The sequence below is a fragment of the Kitasatospora sp. NPDC094028 genome (assembly GCF_049543595.1).
Lineage (GTDB): Bacteria > Actinomycetota > Actinomycetes > Streptomycetales > Streptomycetaceae > Kitasatospora.
The window spans coordinates 230,392-248,275 of sequence record NZ_JBMVFA010000007.1; the positions used below are offsets into that span (position 1 = coordinate 230,392).

Genomic DNA, 17,884 nt, shown 5'->3' on the forward strand with positions numbered 1-17,884 from the left:
CCGCAGCACCACGACGGGCCCCGCCCCGGACACCACGTCCGGCGCGGGGCCCGTCCGCGTATCCGCTACTCGGCGGGCTGCGGGGCCACCACCGGGGCCACCACCGGGGCCGGGGCCGGGGCGGGAGCCGGGGCGGGAGCCGGGGCCTCGGCCGGCCGGTGCTGGGCGGCGGCGGTGCGCTCGGCCGCCTCGCGGGCGGCCTCCATCGCGGTGAAGACGGCCTGCCCGGCCTCGTTGCGCTTGCGCAGGTGGGCGATCACGGTGTTGGTGACGGCGATCAGCGGGACGGCGACCACCGCGCCGCCGATGCCGCCGATGATGCCGCCGGCCGCGACGCCGAGCACCACGCCGAGCGGGTGGACCCGGACGGCCCGGCCGAGGATCAGCGGCTGCAGGATGTGGCTCTCCACCTGCATCACCACGATCAGCACCACCAGCACCATCAGCGCCGTCCACGGCCCCTGGGTGACCAGCCCGATCAGCACCGCGACGGTGCCGGTGATCAGGGCGCCGACCAGCGGGACGAACGCGCCCAGGAAGATCAGCACGGCCATCGGCAGCGCCAGCGGCACACCGAGGAAGTCGACCCCGATGCCGATGCAGACCGCGTCGATGAAGGCCACGCAGACGGTGCCGCGCACGTACGCCGTCAGGGTCGCCCAGGCCTTCGGCCCGGCCCCGGCCATCGCGAACCGGGAGTGCCGGGGCAGGCCGCGCAGCGCCCAGTTCCAGATCTTCGCCCCGTCGTAGAGGAAGAAGAAGGTGGTGAAGAAGGTCATCATCAGCGCGGTCAGGACCTCGACGGCGATCTGCGCGCCGGTGATCGAGACCGAGGTGAGCCGGTCGGTGTTGCTGGTGATCGCCCCGGTGATCTGGTTGGCGAAGTCGGTGATCTGCTGGTGGGTCAGGTGCAGCGGCCCGTCGATCAGCCAGTCCCGCATCTGGTCGACACCGGTTTTCACCTTGGTGGTGACGGTGTCCACGTTGTCGGTCACCTGCCACACCACGAACCAGCCGACCAGGCCGATCCCGGCCAGGCCGCTCAGGAACGTCCCGCCGGCCGCCAGCGAGCGCGGCACCCCGTGCCGGCGCAGCCAGGAGACCGAGGGCTCCAGCAGCGCGGCGATCAGCAGCGAGGCCAGCATCGAGAAGGCGACCAGCCGCAGCATGTCGACGACGTAGAAGACGACGTAGAGCGCGGCACCGAGCAGCAGCAGCCGCCAGGTCGACTCGGCGGCCACCCGCAGCCCCCAGGGCACCGCCTCGGCGGGGGTGGCGGGCCGGCCGGGGTGGTACTCGCGCCCGAGGGTCGCCTGGGCGGGCGGCGCCGGGGCGGCGGCCGGGGCGGGCGCGACGGCCGGCACGGGTGCCGGGAGCGCGGCCGCAGGCGCGGCGGCGGCGACCGGCGCCTGGTCGGCGCGCGGCTCGGGGAGGTCGGCCGGGACGGCGGGCGCTCCGGCCGGTTCGGGGACGGCGGGGTCGGGGACAGCGAGGTCGTGCGGGTCGGCCGCCATCGCGGCGCGCCGGCGCCGTTCGATCACGGCGGCCGCACTCGCCACCACGGCCATGCCCTTGGCCACGGCCTTGAAGGCCTTTCCGCCCCGCGCCATCCCGCTACCCGTCGCTTCCCTGCCGCTTCCGCCGTGTCCGGCGCTCCGCCGTGGGTCGCGCCACGGCCGTCAGGGATGACGCTACCCGGCGAGGGCCCGGCGAGTCCGCCCCGCCGCGGGGTTCGGTTCGACCGGATCATCAGACAACAAGGACCAATCCCAATGTTTCGCATGGTTTCGGACAGCGGACGCTGGGGAGGAGTCCGGACGGGACCGGCGGAACCGTGACCGACGCCCCACCGAACCAACCGCCGGCGGACCGGCCGGTGCGGGAAGCACCCAGGACCCCTTCCCGCGCCCCGCGTCCGCACCCAGGACCGCACCGCCCGCGAGCGCCCCGGTCAGCGCAGCCCGGGCGGCGCGGCCCGCCCCGGCGACGGGCGCCCCCCCCCGAACGGGAACGGCCCCCGGCCGCTCGTCCGATGGAGGACGAGCGGCCGGGGGCCGTCGAGGGCGCGGACGGGCCGCGGGCCCTCCTAGTACCAGCTGTGTGCCTGCCAGAACGACCAGGCGCCGCAGGGGCTGCCGTAGCGGTCGTTCATGTAGCCGAGGCCCCACTTGATCTGGGTCGCCGGATTGGTGCGCCAGTCGGCACCCGCCGAGGCCATCTTCGAGCCGGGCAGCGACTGGACCAGGCCGTACGCGCCGGAGCTCTTGTTGGTGGCGGTGTAGTCCCAGCCGCTCTCGCGCTTCACGATCTGGCTGAAGCACTGGAACTGGGTGTCGTTGCCGATGATCTGGCGGGCCGTGTCCTGGATCGAGCCGGGGCTGACCGAGACGGGCGGCGCGCTGTCGGTGGCGGTCATCGCCGAGCGGGCCTTGGACCGGTTGGCGGCCTCGGCCTTGCGCGCGTCGTCGGCGGCCTTGGCGTCCGCGTCGGCCTTGGCCTGCGCGTCGGCCTTCGCCTGGGCGTCCGCGGCGGCCTTCTGGCGCGCGGCCTCCTCGGCGGCCTTCTGCTCGGCGGCGGCCTTGGCGGCCGCGTCGGCGGAGGCGCGCTGTGCGGACGCCTGCTGGCCGATGTTGTCGCTGGCCGTCTGCGCCTGGGTGCCGGAGGGGACTTCGGCAAGCAGGGTCGCGCCGGCGACGTCGACCGTCTGCGTCGCCTTGCCCTCGCTGCCCGATGCCATGCCCACGACGGCACCGACAGCGGTGACGGCGGTGGCGGAGGCCACGGCAACTCCCCGGACCGAGATCCGAGTCACATGGTTTCCTTCCAGCGTCGCCCACGCGTGACCGTGCGGGCGCAAGTTGCCCCTTGGCACGGACCTCCGCACGGTGCTCTGGTCACGGGAGGTGCTGGCCCGGCGTCCGGCCGAGGTGAGGCGACCGGGCGTTGAGATCGGGCGGCGTACGGCTCATCGGTCTTCAATTGTGCGTCCACCGACCGGAGTTGGCGGACCTTCCGGGACCGGACTTCCGGACTCCGGAAGCCCTGTCGTGCCGTACGCGGGGCCTGACAGAACCCTCACCATGCCGCAAGGGGCACGGTCGACGCAATTCCCGCCCGCGTGGCGCACGTCACACCTGCGGGGGAAAAGCGGCGGGGCCCGCTCCGTCAGGAACGGGCCCCGCTACGGCAGTTGACCGTATTGTCCTACTATGCCCCGGTCAGGGTCGGATCACGGGTGGATGTCCTCCAGCATCTCCGTGACCAGCGCCGCGATCGGCGAACGCTCGGACCGGGTGAGGGTGATGTGGGCGAACAGTGGATGCCCCTTCAGCTTCTCCACCACCGCCACCACCCCGTCGTACCGGCCGACCCGGAGGTTGTCCCGCTGCGCGACGTCGTGGGTGAGCACCACCCGCGAGCCCTGCCCGATCCGGGACAGCACCGTCAGCAGGACGTTCCGCTCCAGCGACTGGGCCTCGTCCACGATCACGAAGGCGTCGTGCAGCGAGCGCCCCCGGATGTGGGTCAGCGGCAGCACCTCCAGCATCCCCCGGGAGATGACCTCCTCGATCACGTCCGGAGTGGTGACGGCCGAGAGCGTGTCGAAGACCGCCTGGGCCCAGGGGCCCATCTTGTCCGCCTCGCTGCCCGGCAGGTAGCCGAGCTCCTGCCCGCCGACCGCGTACAGCGGCCGGAAGACCATCACCTTGCGGTGCTGCCCCCGCTCCAGCACCGCTTCCAGCCCCGCGCACAGCGCCAGCGCGGACTTGCCCGTGCCGGCCCGGCCGCCCATCGAGACGATGCCGACGTCCGGGTCCAGCAGGAGGTCCAGCGCGACCCGCTGCTCGGCGCTGCGCCCGCGCAGGCCGAACGCCTCCCGCTCGCCGCGGACCAGCCGCACCCGCCCGTCGCCGGTCACCCGGCCGAGCGCCCGGCCGCGCTCCGAGGTGAGCATCAGGCCGGTGTGCACGGGCAGTTCGGCGGCGCCGTCGACGTCCACCGCGACGTCGTGGCCGGCCGCGAACAGCGCGTCCACCTGGTCGGCCGGGACGTGCAGCTCGGTCATGCCCGTCCAGCCGGACGTGATCGCCAGCTCGGCCCGGTACTCCTCGGCGAGCAGGCCGACCGAACTGGCCTTGATCCGCAGCGGGAGGTCCTTGGACACGACGGTCACGTCGTAGCCCTCGGCCTGCAGGTTGCGGGCGACCGCGAGGATCCGGGTGTCCGCCTCGCTGGCGCCGGACCGGTAGCCGGCCGGCAGTATCGACAGGTCGGAGTGGTTGAGCTCGACCCGGATCGTGCCGCCCAGCTCGCCGACCGGGATCGGCTCGTCGAGCCGGCCGTACCGGATGCGGTAGTCGTCGAGCAGGCGGAGCGCCTGACGGGCGAAGTAACCCAGCTCCGGGTGGTGCCGCTTGGCCTCCAGCTCGGTGACGACCACCACCGGTAGGACGACCTCGTGCTCCTCGAAGCGGGTCATGGCGAGCGGGTCCGCCAGGAGCACGCTGGTGTCGAGAACGTACGTGCGCCGGTCTGGTGTCCGGCGGCTCTTGGAACTGACCACTAGGCCTCCAGAGCGGATGACCCTGCGTCATCCGCGGCATGCCGGCCCTCGCTGCCCCGGTGGCCTCGGGGCCGGACTGACTGGAGTATTCCCAGGCGAGCGGCGGTGCATTCGCGTCCCCGGCGAACTGACGGATCATTGCCGGTGAACGTTTGGCCTCGCGCGGGGCCCGGGTAGGCCAGCCCTACGGCGGTCACTTCCCCCGGATCACAGGCCCAGGCGGCGGTGGCGCTGCTCGTAGGCGCGCAGCGCGCGCAGGAAGTCGACCTTCCGGAACGCCGGCCAGTACGCCTCGCAGAAGTAGAACTCGCTGTGCGCGCTCTGCCAGAGCAGGAAGCCGGACAGCCGCTGCTCGCCCGAGGTGCGGATGATCAGGTCCGGGTCGGGCTGGTTGCGGGTGTAGAGGTGCTCCGCGATGTGCTCGACGGTCAGGACCTCGGCCAGCTCCTCGATCGAGGTGCCCCGCCCGGCCTGCTCCTGGAGCAGCGAGCGGACGGCGTCGGCGATCTCGTGCCGACCGCCGTAGCCCACCGCGACGTTGACCGTGATGCCCTCGATGTCGGCGGTCCGCTCGGCGGCGCTCTTGAGGACGCCGGCGGTGTGCTCGGGCAGCAGGTCCAGCGCGCCGACCGGGTTGACCCGCCAGCGGCGGGCGGCGGCCAGGCCGGCCACGGCCTCCTCGATGATCCCGAGCAGCGGGACCAGTTCCTCGGCCGGGCGGTCCAGGTTGTCGGTGGAGAGCATCCACAGGGTGACGACCTTGACGTGCGTCTCGTCGCACCAGCCGAGGAACTCGCTGATCTTGTCGGCGCCGCGCTGGTGGCCGTACGCGGTGGAACCGCCGGTGGCCTTGGCCCAGCGGCGGTTGCCGTCCAGGATCACGCCGATGTGGTGCGGGGTGCGCGCGAGGTGGACCTCGACCCGGCGGCCGTAGAGGCCGTACATCCCGCCCAGCAGGGTGCGCAGCCCCGGCGTCCGTTCGGCCACATCGCGCAGACCCATGGTTCCCGGCCCCTCTTTTTTCTCGTTCAGCTGGTGCTTCTCAGCCCCCGGCGCAGCCTACTCCGGCGCGCAGGCGGGCGGGAAAGCCGCAGGTAGCGGTCTGGTCACGGTCCTGTCCGGAGTCTGTCCCGGCGGCGTGTCGGGGGTCCGGCGGGGCGGGCGGGCCCGGCGCCGCCGGCCGGCCGTCCCGGCGTGGACACGGAACGGTCTCCGATTCCTTAAGGAATCCGTAAGCCGATCGTCCGATGCTTGACGGCCGCCATTGGTCTAGTCCAGCTTGTGACCCAGGACGCAGCGGCTCCCGCTCGCTCCCCAAGGCTGACACCGGACCTCCCCTCCCCCACACGCGGCCGCCGCGCCCCCCACCGCGGCGGCCGCCCCTCCCCCAGGAGCGTCGCACCATGGCCCGTACGCTGAACCAGCCCACCCACAAGCGCCGGCGCAGCCCCCTCCCGGCCGTCGCGGCCGGCGCCACCGCCCTCGCCCTGGCCGGCGGCAGTCTGGCCCTGTTCGCCGGCGGCGCCAGCGCGGCGGTCGGCGACCTGGTCACCAACGGCGGCTTCGAGAACGGGCTGGGCGGCTGGAGCTGTACCGGCGCCGCGACCACCGTGTCCTCACCCACGCACTCCGGCACCGGCGCGCTGCAGGCCACCCCGGGCGCGGGCGACACCGCCGAGTGCACCCAGACCATCAGCGTGCTGCCCAACACCGGCTACACGCTGAACGCCTGGGTCCAGGGGCCGTACGTCTACCTCGGCGCGCGCGGCACCGGCGGCACCGATCCGTCGACCTGGTCGAACCAGAACAGCTGGAACCAGCTGTCCACCACCTTCACCACCGGGGCGAACGCCACCAGCGTCACCGTCTACCTGCACGGCTGGTACGGGCAGAGCGCCTACCTGGCCGACGACGTCACGCTGGTCGGCCCCGGTGGCGGCGGCCCGGCGCCGTCGCCGACCGCCACGGCCACGCCGACCACCACGCCCACCCAGAGCCCGACCGCCACCACCACGCCCACCCGGACGGCGACCCCCACCCCCACGGCGACGCCCACGGCCACCCCGACCGCCACCACCCCGCCGGCCACCGGCCTGCCCGCGCACGCCGTCACCGGCTACTGGCAGAACTTCGACAACGGCTCGACCCCGCAGCGCCTCGCCGACGTCCAGAGCGCGTACGACATCATCGCGGTCTCCTTCGCCGACGCCGTGCCGACCCAGACCGGCGCGATCGGCTTCACCCTCGACCCGGGCCTGTCCAAGGCGCTCGGCGGCTACACCGACGCGCAGTTCCGCGCCGACATCAAGGCCAAGCAGGCGGCCGGCAAGAAGGTCGTCCTCTCGATCGGCGGCCAGAACGGCGCGATCACCGTGGGCGACGGGACGGCCGGGGCGAACTTCGCCAACAGCGCCTACGCGATCATCAAGGACTACGGCTTCGACGGCATCGACGTCGACCTGGAGAACGGCGTGCAGGCCGGCCCGCTCGGCGACGCGCTGCACGCCCTGCAGGCCAAGGTCGGCCCCGGCTTCGTGCTGACCATGGCGCCCGAGACGATCGGGATGTACAGCACCGCCGGCGCGTACTTCCAGCTGGCGCTGAACACCAAGGACATCCTGACCGTCGTCAACACCCAGTTCTACAACTCGGGCGGCATGAACGGCTGCGACGGCAAGGTCTACAACCAGGGCACCGTCGACTTCATCACCTCGCAGGTCTGCACCCACATCCAGGGCGGCCTGCGGCCCGACCAGGTCGGCATCGGCGTCCCCGCCTCCAGCAAGGCCGCCGGCGGCGGCTACGTCGACCCGTCCGTGGTGAACAACGCGCTGAACTGCCTGGCCACCGGCAACAACTGCGGCAGCTTCGTGCCGCCGGCCAAGTGGCCCACCATCCGCGGCGCGATGACCTGGTCGACCAACTGGGACGCCAACAACGGCAACGCGTTCTCGAACGCGGTCGGCCCGTTCGTGCACAAGATGCCCTGAGAGCCCAACTCCCCCCGGCACGCAGCTCCTTGAGGGTGAGGCCGGCGCGCCGGCGGCCGGGCCCGCCGTACCCCACCCGGTACGGCGGGCCCTTCCGCCGCTACGCCGTCAGACAAGCCCGAGCACCGCGAACAGCGCGCCGAGCAGCAGGAACGGGCCCACCGCGAGGTCCAGTCCGCGCACCGGGCGGCGGCGGGCCAGCGCGGCGGCGGCCCGGGCGGCGCCCCAGAGGCCGGCCAGCAGCACCGCGACGAACAGCCCGCCGAGCACCGTCCGCCAGCCGTACCAGCCGAGCAGCCCGCCCAGGGCGAGCCCAAGCGGGGTGTCGCCGGGGCCCAACGCGCCCAGCCAGACGGCCAGTTCGAGCACGCCGCCGACCGCGAGGGCGGCCAGCAGGCAGCGCAGCAGCGTCGCCCCGGGCTGGTCCCCGGCCAGCGCCGCGGGCACCAGCAGGGCGGCCGTCCCGCCGAGCAGCGCCCCGGTCAGCCGGTACGGCAGCCGGCGCACCCGGGCGTCGACGAAGCCGAGCGCCACCCCGAGCGCGGCGGCCCAGGCCAGCGCGGGGGTCGCCGCCCCCGGCGCGCCCGGCCCGTCCGCCGCGTACGCCACCGCGACGGCGACCGCCACCGCGACCGGCTCGACCGCCCAGGGGCCGGCGCCCAGCCGCTCCCGGCAGCCCGGGCAGCGCCCGGTCGGCGGCAGCAGGCGCACCCGGCGCCCGCAGGACGGGCAGCCCTCGCACCAGGGCTCCCCCTCCGGCACCGCGAACCGCGCGATCAGCCCGCGCAGCGGCACGGCCGCCAGGAGACCGACCAGCACCGCCGCGACCACGACCGGGACCACCGGCGCACCCCCTCCTCGATCGACGCACCGGCCACATCCTCCCGCGCCGGGCCGTGTGCCGTCCGTCTCGTTCCGCCCGGCGGCGCGTCGCCGGCCCTCGCATACAGGAGCATTCCGGACATCCGGCTGCCGGTTCGGAAGGCCTGCCGCCACCCCCGCCTGCCGATCCAAGGAAGGCCTCCGGCCCCCCGGAAGCACCTCCGGGGAGCCCCGCCGAACGGCCCTCCGTACCCCTAAAGTAGGCAGGCATGCAGGTCATCCAATCCAGCAAGCTCGCCAACGTCTGCTACGACATCCGCGGCCCGGTGCTCGACGAGGCGATGCGGCTGGAGGAACAGGGCCACCGCATCCTCAAGCTCAACACCGGCAACCCGGCCACCTTCGGGTTCGAGGCGCCGCCGGAGATCCTGCAGGACATCCTGCGCAACCTCGCCACCGCGCACGGCTACGGCGACTCCAAGGGCCTGCTCTCCGCCCGCCGCGCCGTCGTCATGCACTACGAGGACCGGGGGCTGCACGGCCTCTCCGTCGACGACGTCTTCCTCGGCAACGGCGTCTCCGAACTGATCCAGCTGGCCATGACCGCGCTGCTGGACGACGGCGACGAGGTGCTCGTCCCCGCGCCGGACTACCCGCTGTGGACGGCCTCGGTCTCGCTGGCCGGCGGCACCGCCGTGCACTACCGCTGCGACGAACAGTCCGAGTGGTACCCGGACCTCGCCGACATCGAGGCCAAGGTCACCGACCGCACCCGCGCCATCGTGGTGATCAACCCGAACAACCCGACCGGCGCGGTCTACCCGCGCGAGGTGCTGGAGGGCATCGCCGAGATCGCCCGCCGGCACCAGCTGGTGGTCTACGCGGACGAGATCTACGACAAGATCCTCTACGACGACGCCGAGCACGTCCCGCTGGCCACCCTGGCGCCGGACCTCCTCTGCGTCACCTTCAACGGCCTGTCCAAGGCGTACCGGGTCGCGGGCTTCCGCTCCGGCTGGATGGTGCTCTCCGGCGACCGGTCCCGGGCCCGCAGCTACATCGAGGGCCTGACCGTGCTCGCCTCGATGCGGCTGTGCGCCAACATGCCGGCCCAGCACGCGGTGGCCGCCGCGCTCGGCGGCCGGCAGTCGATCAAGGACCTGGTGCTGCCCGGCGGCCGGCTGCTGGCCTCGCGCGACGCCGCGTACGAGCTGCTGAACCAGATCCCCGGCGTCAGCTGCGTCAAGCCGAAGGGCGCGCTGTACGCGTTCCCCCGGCTGGACCCGAAGGTCCACAAGATCAAGGACGACGCGCAGATGGTGCTCGACCTGCTGCGCTCCCAGCGCATCCTGCTGGTCCAGGGCACCGGCTTCAACTGGCCCGAGCCGGACCACTTCCGGCTGGTCACGCTGCCCCGGCCGGAGGAGATCACCGAGGCGGTGACCCGGATCGGCGACTTCCTCGGCGGCTACACCCAGCCGTAGGCGGTCGCCGGCCGCCGGTCACTGAGGCCGGTCGCCGGTCGCCGGTCGCCGGTCGCCGGTCGCCGGTCGCCGGGGAAAGCATTACGGCCGGAGTCCCGGTCCGGGCGGTCTCCTTGGTCGGGGAAAGACCGTCCGGCGGAACTCCGGCCGTCCTGTCGCTCGGCGGGCGCGCGGTTCGTGCCGCGCGCCCGCCTCCTGCTCGATCGAGGCTCAGGCTCAGCCGAGGCGCGCGACCAGGTTCCGGTACTCGTCCCACAGCTCCTTCGGGGTGTGCTCGCCGAACAGCTCCAGGTGGGCCGGCACGAGCGCGGCCTCCTGGCGCCAGATCTCGGCGTCCACGGTGAAGAGCAGGTCGAGGTCCTCCTCGGACAGCTTCAGGTCGCCGAGGTCGAAGCCCTCGACGGTCGGCAGCACGCCGATCGGGGTCTCGACGCCCTGGCCGGTGCCCTCCAGGCGCTCGACGATCCACTTGAGCACGCGGCTGTTCTCGCCGTAGCCGGGCCAGACGAACTTGCCCTCGGCGTTCTTGCGGAACCAGTTGACGTAGTAGATCTTCGGCAGCTTGGCGGCGTCCGCCTGGGCGCCGACCTTCAGCCAGTGGGCGAAGTAGTCGCCCATGTTGTAGCCGCAGAACGGCAGCATCGCGAACGGGTCGCGGCGCAGCTCGCCCACGGTGCCCTCGGCGGCGGCGGTCTTCTCGGAGGCGATGTTGGCGCCGAGGAAGACGCCGTGCTGCCAGTCGAAGGACTCGGTCACCAGCGGGACGGCGGTGGCGCGGCGGCCGCCGAACAGGATGGCCGAGATCGGCACGCCCGCCGGGTCCTCCCACTCGGGAGCGATGGTCGGGCACTGCGCCGCCGGGACGGCGAAGCGGGCGTTCGGGTGGGCGGCCGGGGTGCCGGACTCGGGGGTCCAGTCGTTGCCGCGCCAGTCGGTGAGGTGCGCCGGGGGCTCCTCGGTCAGGCCCTCCCACCACACGTCGCCGTCGTCGGTGAGGGCGACGTTGGTGAAGACGGTGTTGCCCCAGAGGGTGTCGATGGCGTTGGCGTTGGTGTCCACGCCGGTGCCGGGGGCGACGCCGAAGAAGCCGGCCTCGGGGTTGATGGCGTACAGGCGGCCGTCCGCGCCGAAGCGCATCCAGGCGATGTCGTCGCCGATCGTCTCGACCTTCCAACCCGGGACGGTGGGCTGGAGCATGGCGAGGTTGGTCTTGCCGCAGGCCGAGGGGAACGCGGCCGCGACGTACTTCGGCTGCGACTCGCCCGCGGGGCCGGCCGGCGGGGTGAGCTTCAGGATGAGCATGTGCTCGGCCAGCCAGCCCTCGTCGCGGGCCATGGTCGAGGCGATGCGCAGCGCGTAGCACTTCTTGCCCAGCAGGGCGTTGCCGCCGTAGCCGGAGCCGAAGGACCAGATCTCCTTGGTCTCCGGGAAGTGCGAGATGTACTTGGTGGTGTTGCACGGCCACGGCACGTCCGCCTGGCCCTCGGCGAGCGGGGCGCCGACGGTGTGCACGGCCTTGACGAAGTCGCCGTCCTCACCGAGCTGGTCCAGCACGGCCTGGCCCATGCGGGTCATCACGCGCATGGAGACGGCGACGTAGGCGGAGTCGGTGATCTCGACGCCGTACGCGGCCAGCGGGGAGCCGACCGGGCCCATCGAGAAGGGCACGACGTACATGGTGCGGCCCTTCATGGCGCCGCGGAACAGGCCCTCGGTGCCTTGGAAGAGCTCCCGCATCTCGGCGGGGGCCTTCCAGTTGTTGGTGGGGCCGGCGTCCTTCTCCTGCTCGGAGCAGATGAACGTGCGGTCCTCCACGCGCGCCACGTCCGTCGGGTCCGAGGCGGCGTAGTAGGAGTTGGGGCGCTTCTCCTCGTTGAGCTTCTTGAAGGTGCCCTGAGCGACCAGCAGGTCCGCGAGGCGCTGGTACTCCTCGTCGGAGCCGTCGCACCACTCGATGCGGTCCGGCTGGGTCAGCTCGGCGATCTCGCTCACCCAAGCGAGCAGCTGCTTGTGGCGGGTGGGCGCGGATGCGCTGAGAGCAGAGATCTCGTACGACACGATCGCTCCGTTTCACGCCATCTCGGCGAAGAGACGGCGTAGCGGGGGTCTGAGGGTGCTTGCAGCGTAGCCCCGGGTGTTCGACCTGAATGCGGCAGCTCGGCGAAATTGACGCATCTTTTACTACAGTCAGTACTATTACCAGCCAGTAGCGGGTCGCACGCATCCGGGCCCGAGTGGGCGGGGCCACACTCCCAATACTCCAAAACGTCCAAGAGTGACGATCACCACTTCACTACGCGCCAGTAACCTACGGATGCGTAGGTAGCGGGTAGCATGCAGCGCATGACTGCTGCTGCGCTCGGGGAGAGCCCCGCGGAGGATCCGACCGGGACCGGGACCGCCGGGGCCGGCCCCCTGGAGACCGGGGAGGGCAAGCCGAAGTGGCGCGGCTGGCTGCACGCCGGGATGTTCCCCGCCACCGTGGCCGCCGGGATCGTGCTGATCTGCCTGGCCGACTCACCGCGCGCCAAGGCCGCCTGCGCGGTCTACTCGGTCAGCGCCTGGCTGCTGTTCGGGGTCAGCGCGGTGTACCACCGCTTCACCTGGGGGCCGCGCGGCGACGCGATCCTGCGCCGCCTGGACCACGCGAACATCTTCCTGATCATCGCGGGCACCTACACCCCGTTCACGATCCTGCTGCTCCAGGGCGGCAGTCGGCAGGTGCTGCTCTGGGCGGTCTGGGGCGGGGCGCTCGCCGGGATCGCGTTCCGGGTGTTCTGGGTCGGCGCGCCGCGCTGGCTGTACACACCGGTGTACCTCGCGCTGGGCTGGGCCGCCGCCTTCTTCCTGCCGGACTTCCTGCGCACCGGGGGCGTCGCGGTCCTGGTGCTGATGATCGTCGGCGGGGTGCTCTACAGCATCGGCGGCGTCGTGTACGGGCTCAAGCGCCCCAACCCGTCACCGCGCTGGTTCGGCTTCCACGAGGTGTTCCACGCCTTCACCCTCGGCGCCTTCATCGTCCAGTACGTCGGCGTCTCACTGGTGGCGTACAGCACGGCCGGCTGAACCCGGCGTCCCACGACGGGCGGTCGCGCGGTCCACGGACCGGGCGGCCGCCCGTTCGGCCGTCCAGGGCCGCTCGTACGGGGCGCGGCCCTGCGGGCGGCGCGGGTACGACGGGCGGTCGGCCTCGCCGGGCTCCGGCAGCGGCTCGGCCCCGGGCACCGACTCCTCGGCCGGCCGCGCGGCCCAGCCGGCCCGGCCGCGCGCCTGGCGGGCGTCCAGCGCCTCGCGGGCCCGGCGGCAGCGCTCGCAGTGCGCGGCGTCCGGGGTGCCCCGGCGCGGGCGGTGCCCGGCCTCCGGCGCCGACGGCCGGTGCAGCGCGCGCCAGCGGCGGGCGACGTACACCATGAGCAGCAGGGTCTCGACCCCGGCGACCGTCAGGACCAGCAGGGCGCCGTTGATCAGATAGGCCGCGACCACCGCCAACGCGGAGGCCACCACCATCGCCCCGCCCCACACCTGGGCGCTCGCCCGCCTGTCGTCGCTGTCGGCCACTTCGGCTCCCCTTTCCCGGCGCCGGGCTCGTGGTCGGCTCCTGCCGCCCCACCCCTTCTCCGCTCTCGGCACGCGTCGGCCAGCACTGACCGATTGCCACATGGTATCTACCGTCCGTCACTCCGGACTGCCCCGGGGCGGCGAACGACAGATCAACGTTGCGTCAATTCCGTGTGCGGAAGCAGCACTTCCAGGACACATCACCGTGTGCGATCGATTCGTCACATCCTCACACATTGGCGGTTGCCACCTTTTGGGAGTTACTCTCATTTGAGAGAGACTCCTTCAAGGCTCCGCCGGAGGTCAGCCGTGTCCACCGCACCCCCCGCAGTCGAGACCCACGCCGACGCCGACGCGAACCCGCGCCGACGGCTGGCCCTGGTCGCCGTCGCCCTGAGCGTCCTGGTGATCAGCTTCGACATGACGATCCTCAACGTCGCCCTGCCGACCATGGCCGCCCAACTGCACGCCACCACCGGGCAGCAGCAGTGGATCGTCGACGCCTACACGGTGGCCTTCGCCGCCGCCATGCTCCCGGCCGGCCTGCTCGGCGACCTCTTCGGCCGCCGCCGCACCCTCACCATCGGCCTCGCCCTGTTCGGCCTGGCCTCGGCGGTCGGCATGGTCACCGCCTCCCCCGGCACGCTGGTCGCCGCCCGCGCCGCGATGGGCCTGGCCGGCGCGCTCGTCATGCCGATGTCCCTGGCCGTCATCCCCGGCCTCTTCCCCGCCGCCGAACAGCGCCGGGCCACCGCGGTCCTCGCCGCGTCGCTCGCCGCCGGCGCCCCGCTCGGGCCGCTGATCGGCGGCTTCCTGCTCCAGCACTTCTGGTGGGGCTCGGTGTTCGCGATCAACGTCCCGCTCACCGCGATCGGCATCACCGCCTGCGTGCTGCTGCTGCCGGAGACCCGCGACCCCGCCGCGCCCCGGATCGACCTGTTCGGCGCGCTGCTCGCCGCCGCCGGGCTCAGCGCCCTCACCTACGGGATCATCGAGGGCCCCGACCGCGGCTGGAGCGACCCGCTGGTGCTCGGCACGCTCGCCGGCTCGGTGCTCGCCCTCACCGCGCTCGTCCGGCGCAGCCGCCGGCAGACCGACCCGATGCTCGACCTCGCGCTGCTCGCCGACCCCTCCTTCCGCTGGTCCGCCATCGCCGCCACGCTGATCTCGGTCGTCCTGTTCGGCGCCTTCTTCGTCCTTCCCCTCTACTTCCAGAGCGTGCTCGGCACCGACGCCCTCGGCTCCGGGCTGCGGCTGATGCCGATGATGCTCGGGCTGATGGTCGCCGCCAAGCTCACCGAGCGGCTGGTCGAACGGCTCGGCGCCCGCACGGTGGTCGCCACCGGCCTGGCCCTGCTCGCCGCCGCCCTCCTCCTCGGCAGCCGCACCGGCGTCGCGGACGGGTACGGGCGGGCCGCGATCTGGCTCAGCGTGCTCGGCTTCGGCATGGGCCTGTCGCTGATCACCGCCCAGGCCTCCGCCCTGGTCACCCTGCCGCCCGCCCGGGCCGGGGTCGGCTCCGGACTGCTGCAGACCCTGCGGCAGGTCGGCGGCGCGATCGGCGTCGCCGCCTTCGGCAGCCTGCTGGCCGGCGCCTACCGGGGCGCGCTGGACACCGGCGGGCTGCCCGCCGAAGCGGCCCGGCAGGCCGGGAAGTCGGTGGTCGCCGCCGACGCCGTCGCCGCCCGGAGCAAGGGCGGGGCCGCGCTCAGCGCCTCCGCGCACGCGGCGTACGTGCACGGGATGGCGCTGGTGCTGCTGGTCGCCGGGATCGTCGCGGTGCTCTCGGCGGTGCTGATCGCGGCCCGGATGCCGGCGGGCGGGGCCGGGGGCGAGCTCGGGGCCGGGGCCGGGCCGGGAGGCGCGCCCGCCGCCGCGGATGATCGCCGATAATCGGGTCATGAACGCCATGCAGCCGACCGCGGCCCTCCCGGACGCCCCGACCAACCCGGTCCAGGCCCTGCTGGAGGCGCCGCTGTCGCTGCGCGAACGCAAGAAGCTGAAGACCCGCCAGACCATCCGGCGCGAGGCCTACCGCCTGTTCACCGAGCAGGGTTACGAGAGCACCACGGTGGAGCAGATCGCCGCCGCCGCCGAGGTCTCCCCCTCCACCTTCTTCCGCTACTTCGCCACCAAGGACGACCTCGTCCTCAGCGACGAGTACGACCCGGCGATGATCGCCGCCCTGCTGGCGCGCCCCGCCGACGAGCCCTTCCTCACCTCCTGCCGGGAGGCGCTGATCGGGCTGATCCGCCAGCTCCTCCAGCACGAGCGGCAGGAACTGCTCACCCGGATGCGGCTGGTCACCGAGGTCCCCGCGCTGCGCGCCGGGCTGCACCGGGCCGACCACAGCCCGGCGGCGCTCTACCTGGCCATCCTGCTGCGGCGGGCCGGCGTCGAGGAGCCCAGCTACGACATGCGGATCACCGCCGCCGCGATCGGCGCCGCCTCCACCGAGGCCGTGCTGTGCTGGGCCGAGGGCGGCGGCGAGGAGGACATCGCGGAGCTGGTCGACCACGCCTTCGCGGTGCTGGAGAGCGGCTTCGCCGGGGTGTGACGGCCCGGGTTCGACGACCCCCGGGTTCGACGGCCCCGGGTGTGACGGCCCCGGGTGTGACGGCCCGGAAGAACGAACGGCGGGGCCCGGCGCCGTTCGCCGGGCCCCGCCGTTCGTTCGTGCGGGCCGCTAATCCCGCCGGGTCCGACGCCGCAGCGCCGCGGCCGCACCCGCCAGCGCGGTGGCGCCCAGGGCCGCGGCCGCCGTCACCGCGGGCAGCGCCGAGCCGCCGCCCGCCGAGCCGCCGCCCGCCGCCGGGGCGGCCGCCGCCTCCACCTGGTAGCCGCCGCCCTCGCCCGCCCGGTCGTACGCCGAACCGGGCAGCTTGTCCCCGTAGCGCTGGTGCACCAGCTGCTGGTACCGGGCCAGCGACACCCCGTCCGTGCCGACCGAGCGCCGGGCCTCGTCGTCCAGCGGGAGCACCCGGCCGTCGCGCAGCACGTACCAGGCGTTGATCTGCGGCTCGCGGAAGGCCGTGCCGCCTCCGCCGCTCGCCGCCTTCGCCGCGTAGTCGCTCTCGTCGCCGCCGGAGGCGATGTTCACCACCCGCCAGCCGTCGCCCTGCCGGACCGTCCAGACCGAGGCGCTCTGCCCGTCCGCCCCGGTCACCTTGCTGGCCGTGAACTCGGCCTTCGCCACCGGGGCGCCGGCGGTGCCGGCCACGAAACCGGCGTCCAGGGTGTACACCGCCACGGTGTCCCCGGTCAGCCGGGGTGCCGCCGCGGCCGCCGCCTTCGCCTCCTCGGCCGCGCCGATGGTCAGCTGCTGCGTCGGCGGAACGCCCTTGCGGGCGAAGAAGAGGCCCACCCGGTCGAGCACCGCCGGGTCCTGCACCGCGCCGCGCGCCCGGGCCAGTTCGGCGGCGGACACCGGCGCCGGGGCGGCGGCGGAGGCGGCACCGGGGCCGTCGTCGGCCTGCGCGGCCGGGGCCAGTGCCAGGCCGAGGCCGGCCGCGAGGAGGACGGCGACGGCGGCCCGGCGGATGCTGTTCAGCTCGGTCATGGTCGCCACCTCACGCGCCGATCCGGTAGAGGGAGTGGGTCCACGAGAACGTGTCGTTGTTCACGTAGTACCAGTAGTCCGCCCAGTTGTAGCGGTAGTTGGACGGCCACGGGTCGCCCCAGTACACCCAGTTGTTGCCGGTGTCGTAGCCGTACACGACGTGCATGTGCCCGCCGCCGGAGCTCCACTGGATGCGGGTCTCGATCGGCCGGTTCGCGTCCACCTCGGTCTGCACGGTGGAGTAGCGCAGGTAGCCGGTGACGTACGAGCCCGGGGTGATGCCGACCCAGTCCAGGCCGTTCTGCACATCGGCCAGCGAGGCCTGGCTGTTGGGGCAGCTGGAGTCGACCGAGCGGCCGAACGCGGCGTTGCAGAACTGGTTCTGGCTGTAGTTGTAGCCGAACCAGGTGGCGATCGTGTTGCCGCTCGCCGCCCAGCACCAGTTGGTCTGCTGTTGCTGCTGCATGGTGATGTTGAGCTTCTTGAACGTGCCGGCCAGGTCGGCCGTACTGCCGGGCGCGGCGGCCTGGCGGACCTTCGCCGGGGCGCGGTCGGCGGTCGACGCGTGGGGTGCGTCGGCGGCGACGGCCGGGGTGGCCACCGCCGCGGTGAGCGCCGGGCCCAGCACGCCGAGGGCGAGCAGGGCGACCGCGCGGCGCAGCCGTATCCGTGGAACTGGCATGGGGGATGCCTCCTTGCACGAGCGGAGCGAGGTGCTGTGTGGGGGGCGCGGTCCGGATCGCGTCCCGAGCATCGCGCCGTTGTCCCAGACGCGTCAACGGGCCCCACGGGTACCGGTGTTGGGATGTGAACGGGCGGCCGCAGGTGTGAACGGCGCCCGGAGAAGCCCCAGGTCGGGCGACCGGGACGATGACAAACACCCGTCCGGATGTGAATATTCACGGTC

The 17,884-nt window shown here is 73.3% G+C and carries 14 protein-coding genes; 5 read left to right on the forward strand and 9 right to left on the reverse strand.

Going from position 1 to position 17,884, the window contains the following annotated elements; translation table 11 throughout:
- Nucleotides 1-65: 65 nt before the first annotated feature.
- From ACPC54_RS14450 to ACPC54_RS14465, 4 genes are all read right to left on the reverse strand, one after another.
- Nucleotides 66-1,610, reverse strand: a complete 1,545-nt coding sequence (locus tag ACPC54_RS14450) for an AI-2E family transporter (protein WP_498964829.1) — start codon at nucleotides 1,608-1,610, stop codon at nucleotides 66-68.
- Between the two features lie 476 nt (nucleotides 1,611-2,086).
- Nucleotides 2,087-2,812 (reverse strand): aggregation-promoting factor C-terminal-like domain-containing protein, encoded by a 726-nt coding sequence (locus tag ACPC54_RS14455; protein ID WP_498964831.1) that lies wholly within the window; start codon nucleotides 2,810-2,812, stop codon nucleotides 2,087-2,089.
- A gap of 417 nt (nucleotides 2,813-3,229) precedes the next feature.
- Nucleotides 3,230-4,564: an RNA 5'-3' helicase PhoH2 gene (phoH2, locus tag ACPC54_RS14460; RefSeq protein ID WP_498964833.1), complete on the reverse strand. Its 1,335-nt coding sequence runs from the start codon at nucleotides 4,562-4,564 to the stop codon at nucleotides 3,230-3,232.
- Between the two features lie 207 nt (nucleotides 4,565-4,771).
- Nucleotides 4,772-5,566: an isoprenyl transferase gene (locus ACPC54_RS14465; RefSeq protein WP_208615473.1), complete on the reverse strand. Its 795-nt coding sequence runs from the start codon at nucleotides 5,564-5,566 to the stop codon at nucleotides 4,772-4,774.
- 401 nt (nucleotides 5,567-5,967) lie between these two features.
- On the opposite strand from ACPC54_RS14465, the gene ACPC54_RS14470 reads away from it, so the two are divergent.
- Complete coding sequence (locus tag ACPC54_RS14470; protein WP_498964835.1) at nucleotides 5,968-7,554, forward strand: chitinase; 1,587 nt, start codon at nucleotides 5,968-5,970, stop codon at nucleotides 7,552-7,554.
- A gap of 108 nt (nucleotides 7,555-7,662) precedes the next feature.
- Here ACPC54_RS14470 and ACPC54_RS14475 read toward each other — a convergent pair whose 3' ends face one another.
- Nucleotides 7,663-8,397, reverse strand: coding sequence for a prepilin peptidase (locus ACPC54_RS14475; protein ID WP_498964837.1), 735 nt, complete (start codon nucleotides 8,395-8,397; stop codon nucleotides 7,663-7,665).
- A gap of 248 nt (nucleotides 8,398-8,645) precedes the next feature.
- Between ACPC54_RS14475 and ACPC54_RS14480 the strand changes: the two genes are divergently transcribed.
- A complete protein-coding gene (locus ACPC54_RS14480) occupies nucleotides 8,646-9,860 on the forward strand; it encodes a pyridoxal phosphate-dependent aminotransferase (protein WP_498964839.1) in 1,215 nt (404 codons plus the stop codon).
- Nucleotides 9,861-10,076: 216 nt separating this feature from the next.
- On the opposite strand, the gene ACPC54_RS14485 is transcribed toward ACPC54_RS14480, so the two are convergent.
- The gene (locus tag ACPC54_RS14485; RefSeq protein ID WP_498964841.1) at nucleotides 10,077-11,918 is read right to left on the reverse strand and encodes a phosphoenolpyruvate carboxykinase (GTP); all 1,842 of its coding nucleotides are present in this window, start codon (nucleotides 11,916-11,918) and stop codon (nucleotides 10,077-10,079) included.
- A gap of 285 nt (nucleotides 11,919-12,203) precedes the next feature.
- On the opposite strand from ACPC54_RS14485, the gene trhA reads away from it, so the two are divergent.
- Nucleotides 12,204-12,926 (forward strand): PAQR family membrane homeostasis protein TrhA, encoded by a 723-nt coding sequence (gene trhA, locus ACPC54_RS14490; RefSeq protein ID WP_498964843.1) that lies wholly within the window; start codon nucleotides 12,204-12,206, stop codon nucleotides 12,924-12,926.
- On the opposite strand, the gene ACPC54_RS14495 is transcribed toward trhA, so the two are convergent.
- The gene (locus tag ACPC54_RS14495; protein WP_498964845.1) at nucleotides 12,897-13,418 is read right to left on the reverse strand and encodes a hypothetical protein; all 522 of its coding nucleotides are present in this window, start codon (nucleotides 13,416-13,418) and stop codon (nucleotides 12,897-12,899) included. The genes trhA and ACPC54_RS14495 overlap by 30 nt on opposite strands.
- A 309-nt stretch (nucleotides 13,419-13,727) precedes the next feature.
- Here ACPC54_RS14495 and ACPC54_RS14500 point away from each other — a divergent pair, with 309 nt between their 5' ends.
- Together ACPC54_RS14500 and ACPC54_RS14505 are read left to right on the forward strand one after the other, a co-directional pair.
- The gene (locus ACPC54_RS14500) at nucleotides 13,728-15,311 is read left to right on the forward strand and encodes an MFS transporter (protein WP_498964847.1); all 1,584 of its coding nucleotides are present in this window, start codon (nucleotides 13,728-13,730) and stop codon (nucleotides 15,309-15,311) included.
- Between the two features lie 7 nt (nucleotides 15,312-15,318).
- Nucleotides 15,319-15,975 (forward strand): TetR family transcriptional regulator, encoded by a 657-nt coding sequence (locus ACPC54_RS14505; RefSeq protein WP_498964849.1) that lies wholly within the window; start codon nucleotides 15,319-15,321, stop codon nucleotides 15,973-15,975.
- A gap of 129 nt (nucleotides 15,976-16,104) precedes the next feature.
- Here the strand turns inward: ACPC54_RS14505 and ACPC54_RS14510 are convergent, their stop codons facing one another.
- Nucleotides 16,105-16,977: a hypothetical protein gene (locus ACPC54_RS14510; RefSeq protein ID WP_498964851.1), complete on the reverse strand. Its 873-nt coding sequence runs from the start codon at nucleotides 16,975-16,977 to the stop codon at nucleotides 16,105-16,107.
- A gap of 10 nt (nucleotides 16,978-16,987) precedes the next feature.
- Nucleotides 16,988-17,659 carry a papain-like cysteine protease family protein gene (locus ACPC54_RS14515; RefSeq protein ID WP_498964853.1) on the reverse strand — a complete coding sequence of 224 codons (672 nt, stop codon included), beginning with the start codon at nucleotides 17,657-17,659 and terminating at the stop codon, nucleotides 16,988-16,990.
- Nucleotides 17,660-17,884 lie beyond the last annotated feature (225 nt).

Excerpts from the sequence above, each read along its gene's own strand:
- ACPC54_RS14450 (WP_498964829.1), bottom strand. The coding sequence starts at position 1,610 with ATGGCGCGGGGCGGAAAGGCCTTCAAGGCCGTGGCCAAGGGCATGGCC.
- ACPC54_RS14465 (WP_208615473.1), bottom strand. The coding sequence starts at position 5,566 with ATGGGTCTGCGCGATGTGGCCGAACGGACGCCGGGGCTGCGCACCCTG.
- ACPC54_RS14470 (WP_498964835.1), top strand. The coding sequence starts at position 5,968 with ATGGCCCGTACGCTGAACCAGCCCACCCACAAGCGCCGGCGCAGCCCC.
- ACPC54_RS14480 (WP_498964839.1), top strand. The coding sequence starts at position 8,646 with ATGCAGGTCATCCAATCCAGCAAGCTCGCCAACGTCTGCTACGACATC.
- trhA (WP_498964843.1), top strand. The coding sequence starts at position 12,204 with ATGACTGCTGCTGCGCTCGGGGAGAGCCCCGCGGAGGATCCGACCGGG.
- ACPC54_RS14505 (WP_498964849.1), top strand. The coding sequence starts at position 15,319 with ATGAACGCCATGCAGCCGACCGCGGCCCTCCCGGACGCCCCGACCAAC.
- ACPC54_RS14510 (WP_498964851.1), bottom strand. The coding sequence starts at position 16,977 with ATGACCGAGCTGAACAGCATCCGCCGGGCCGCCGTCGCCGTCCTCCTC.
- ACPC54_RS14515 (WP_498964853.1), bottom strand. The coding sequence starts at position 17,659 with ATGCCAGTTCCACGGATACGGCTGCGCCGCGCGGTCGCCCTGCTCGCC.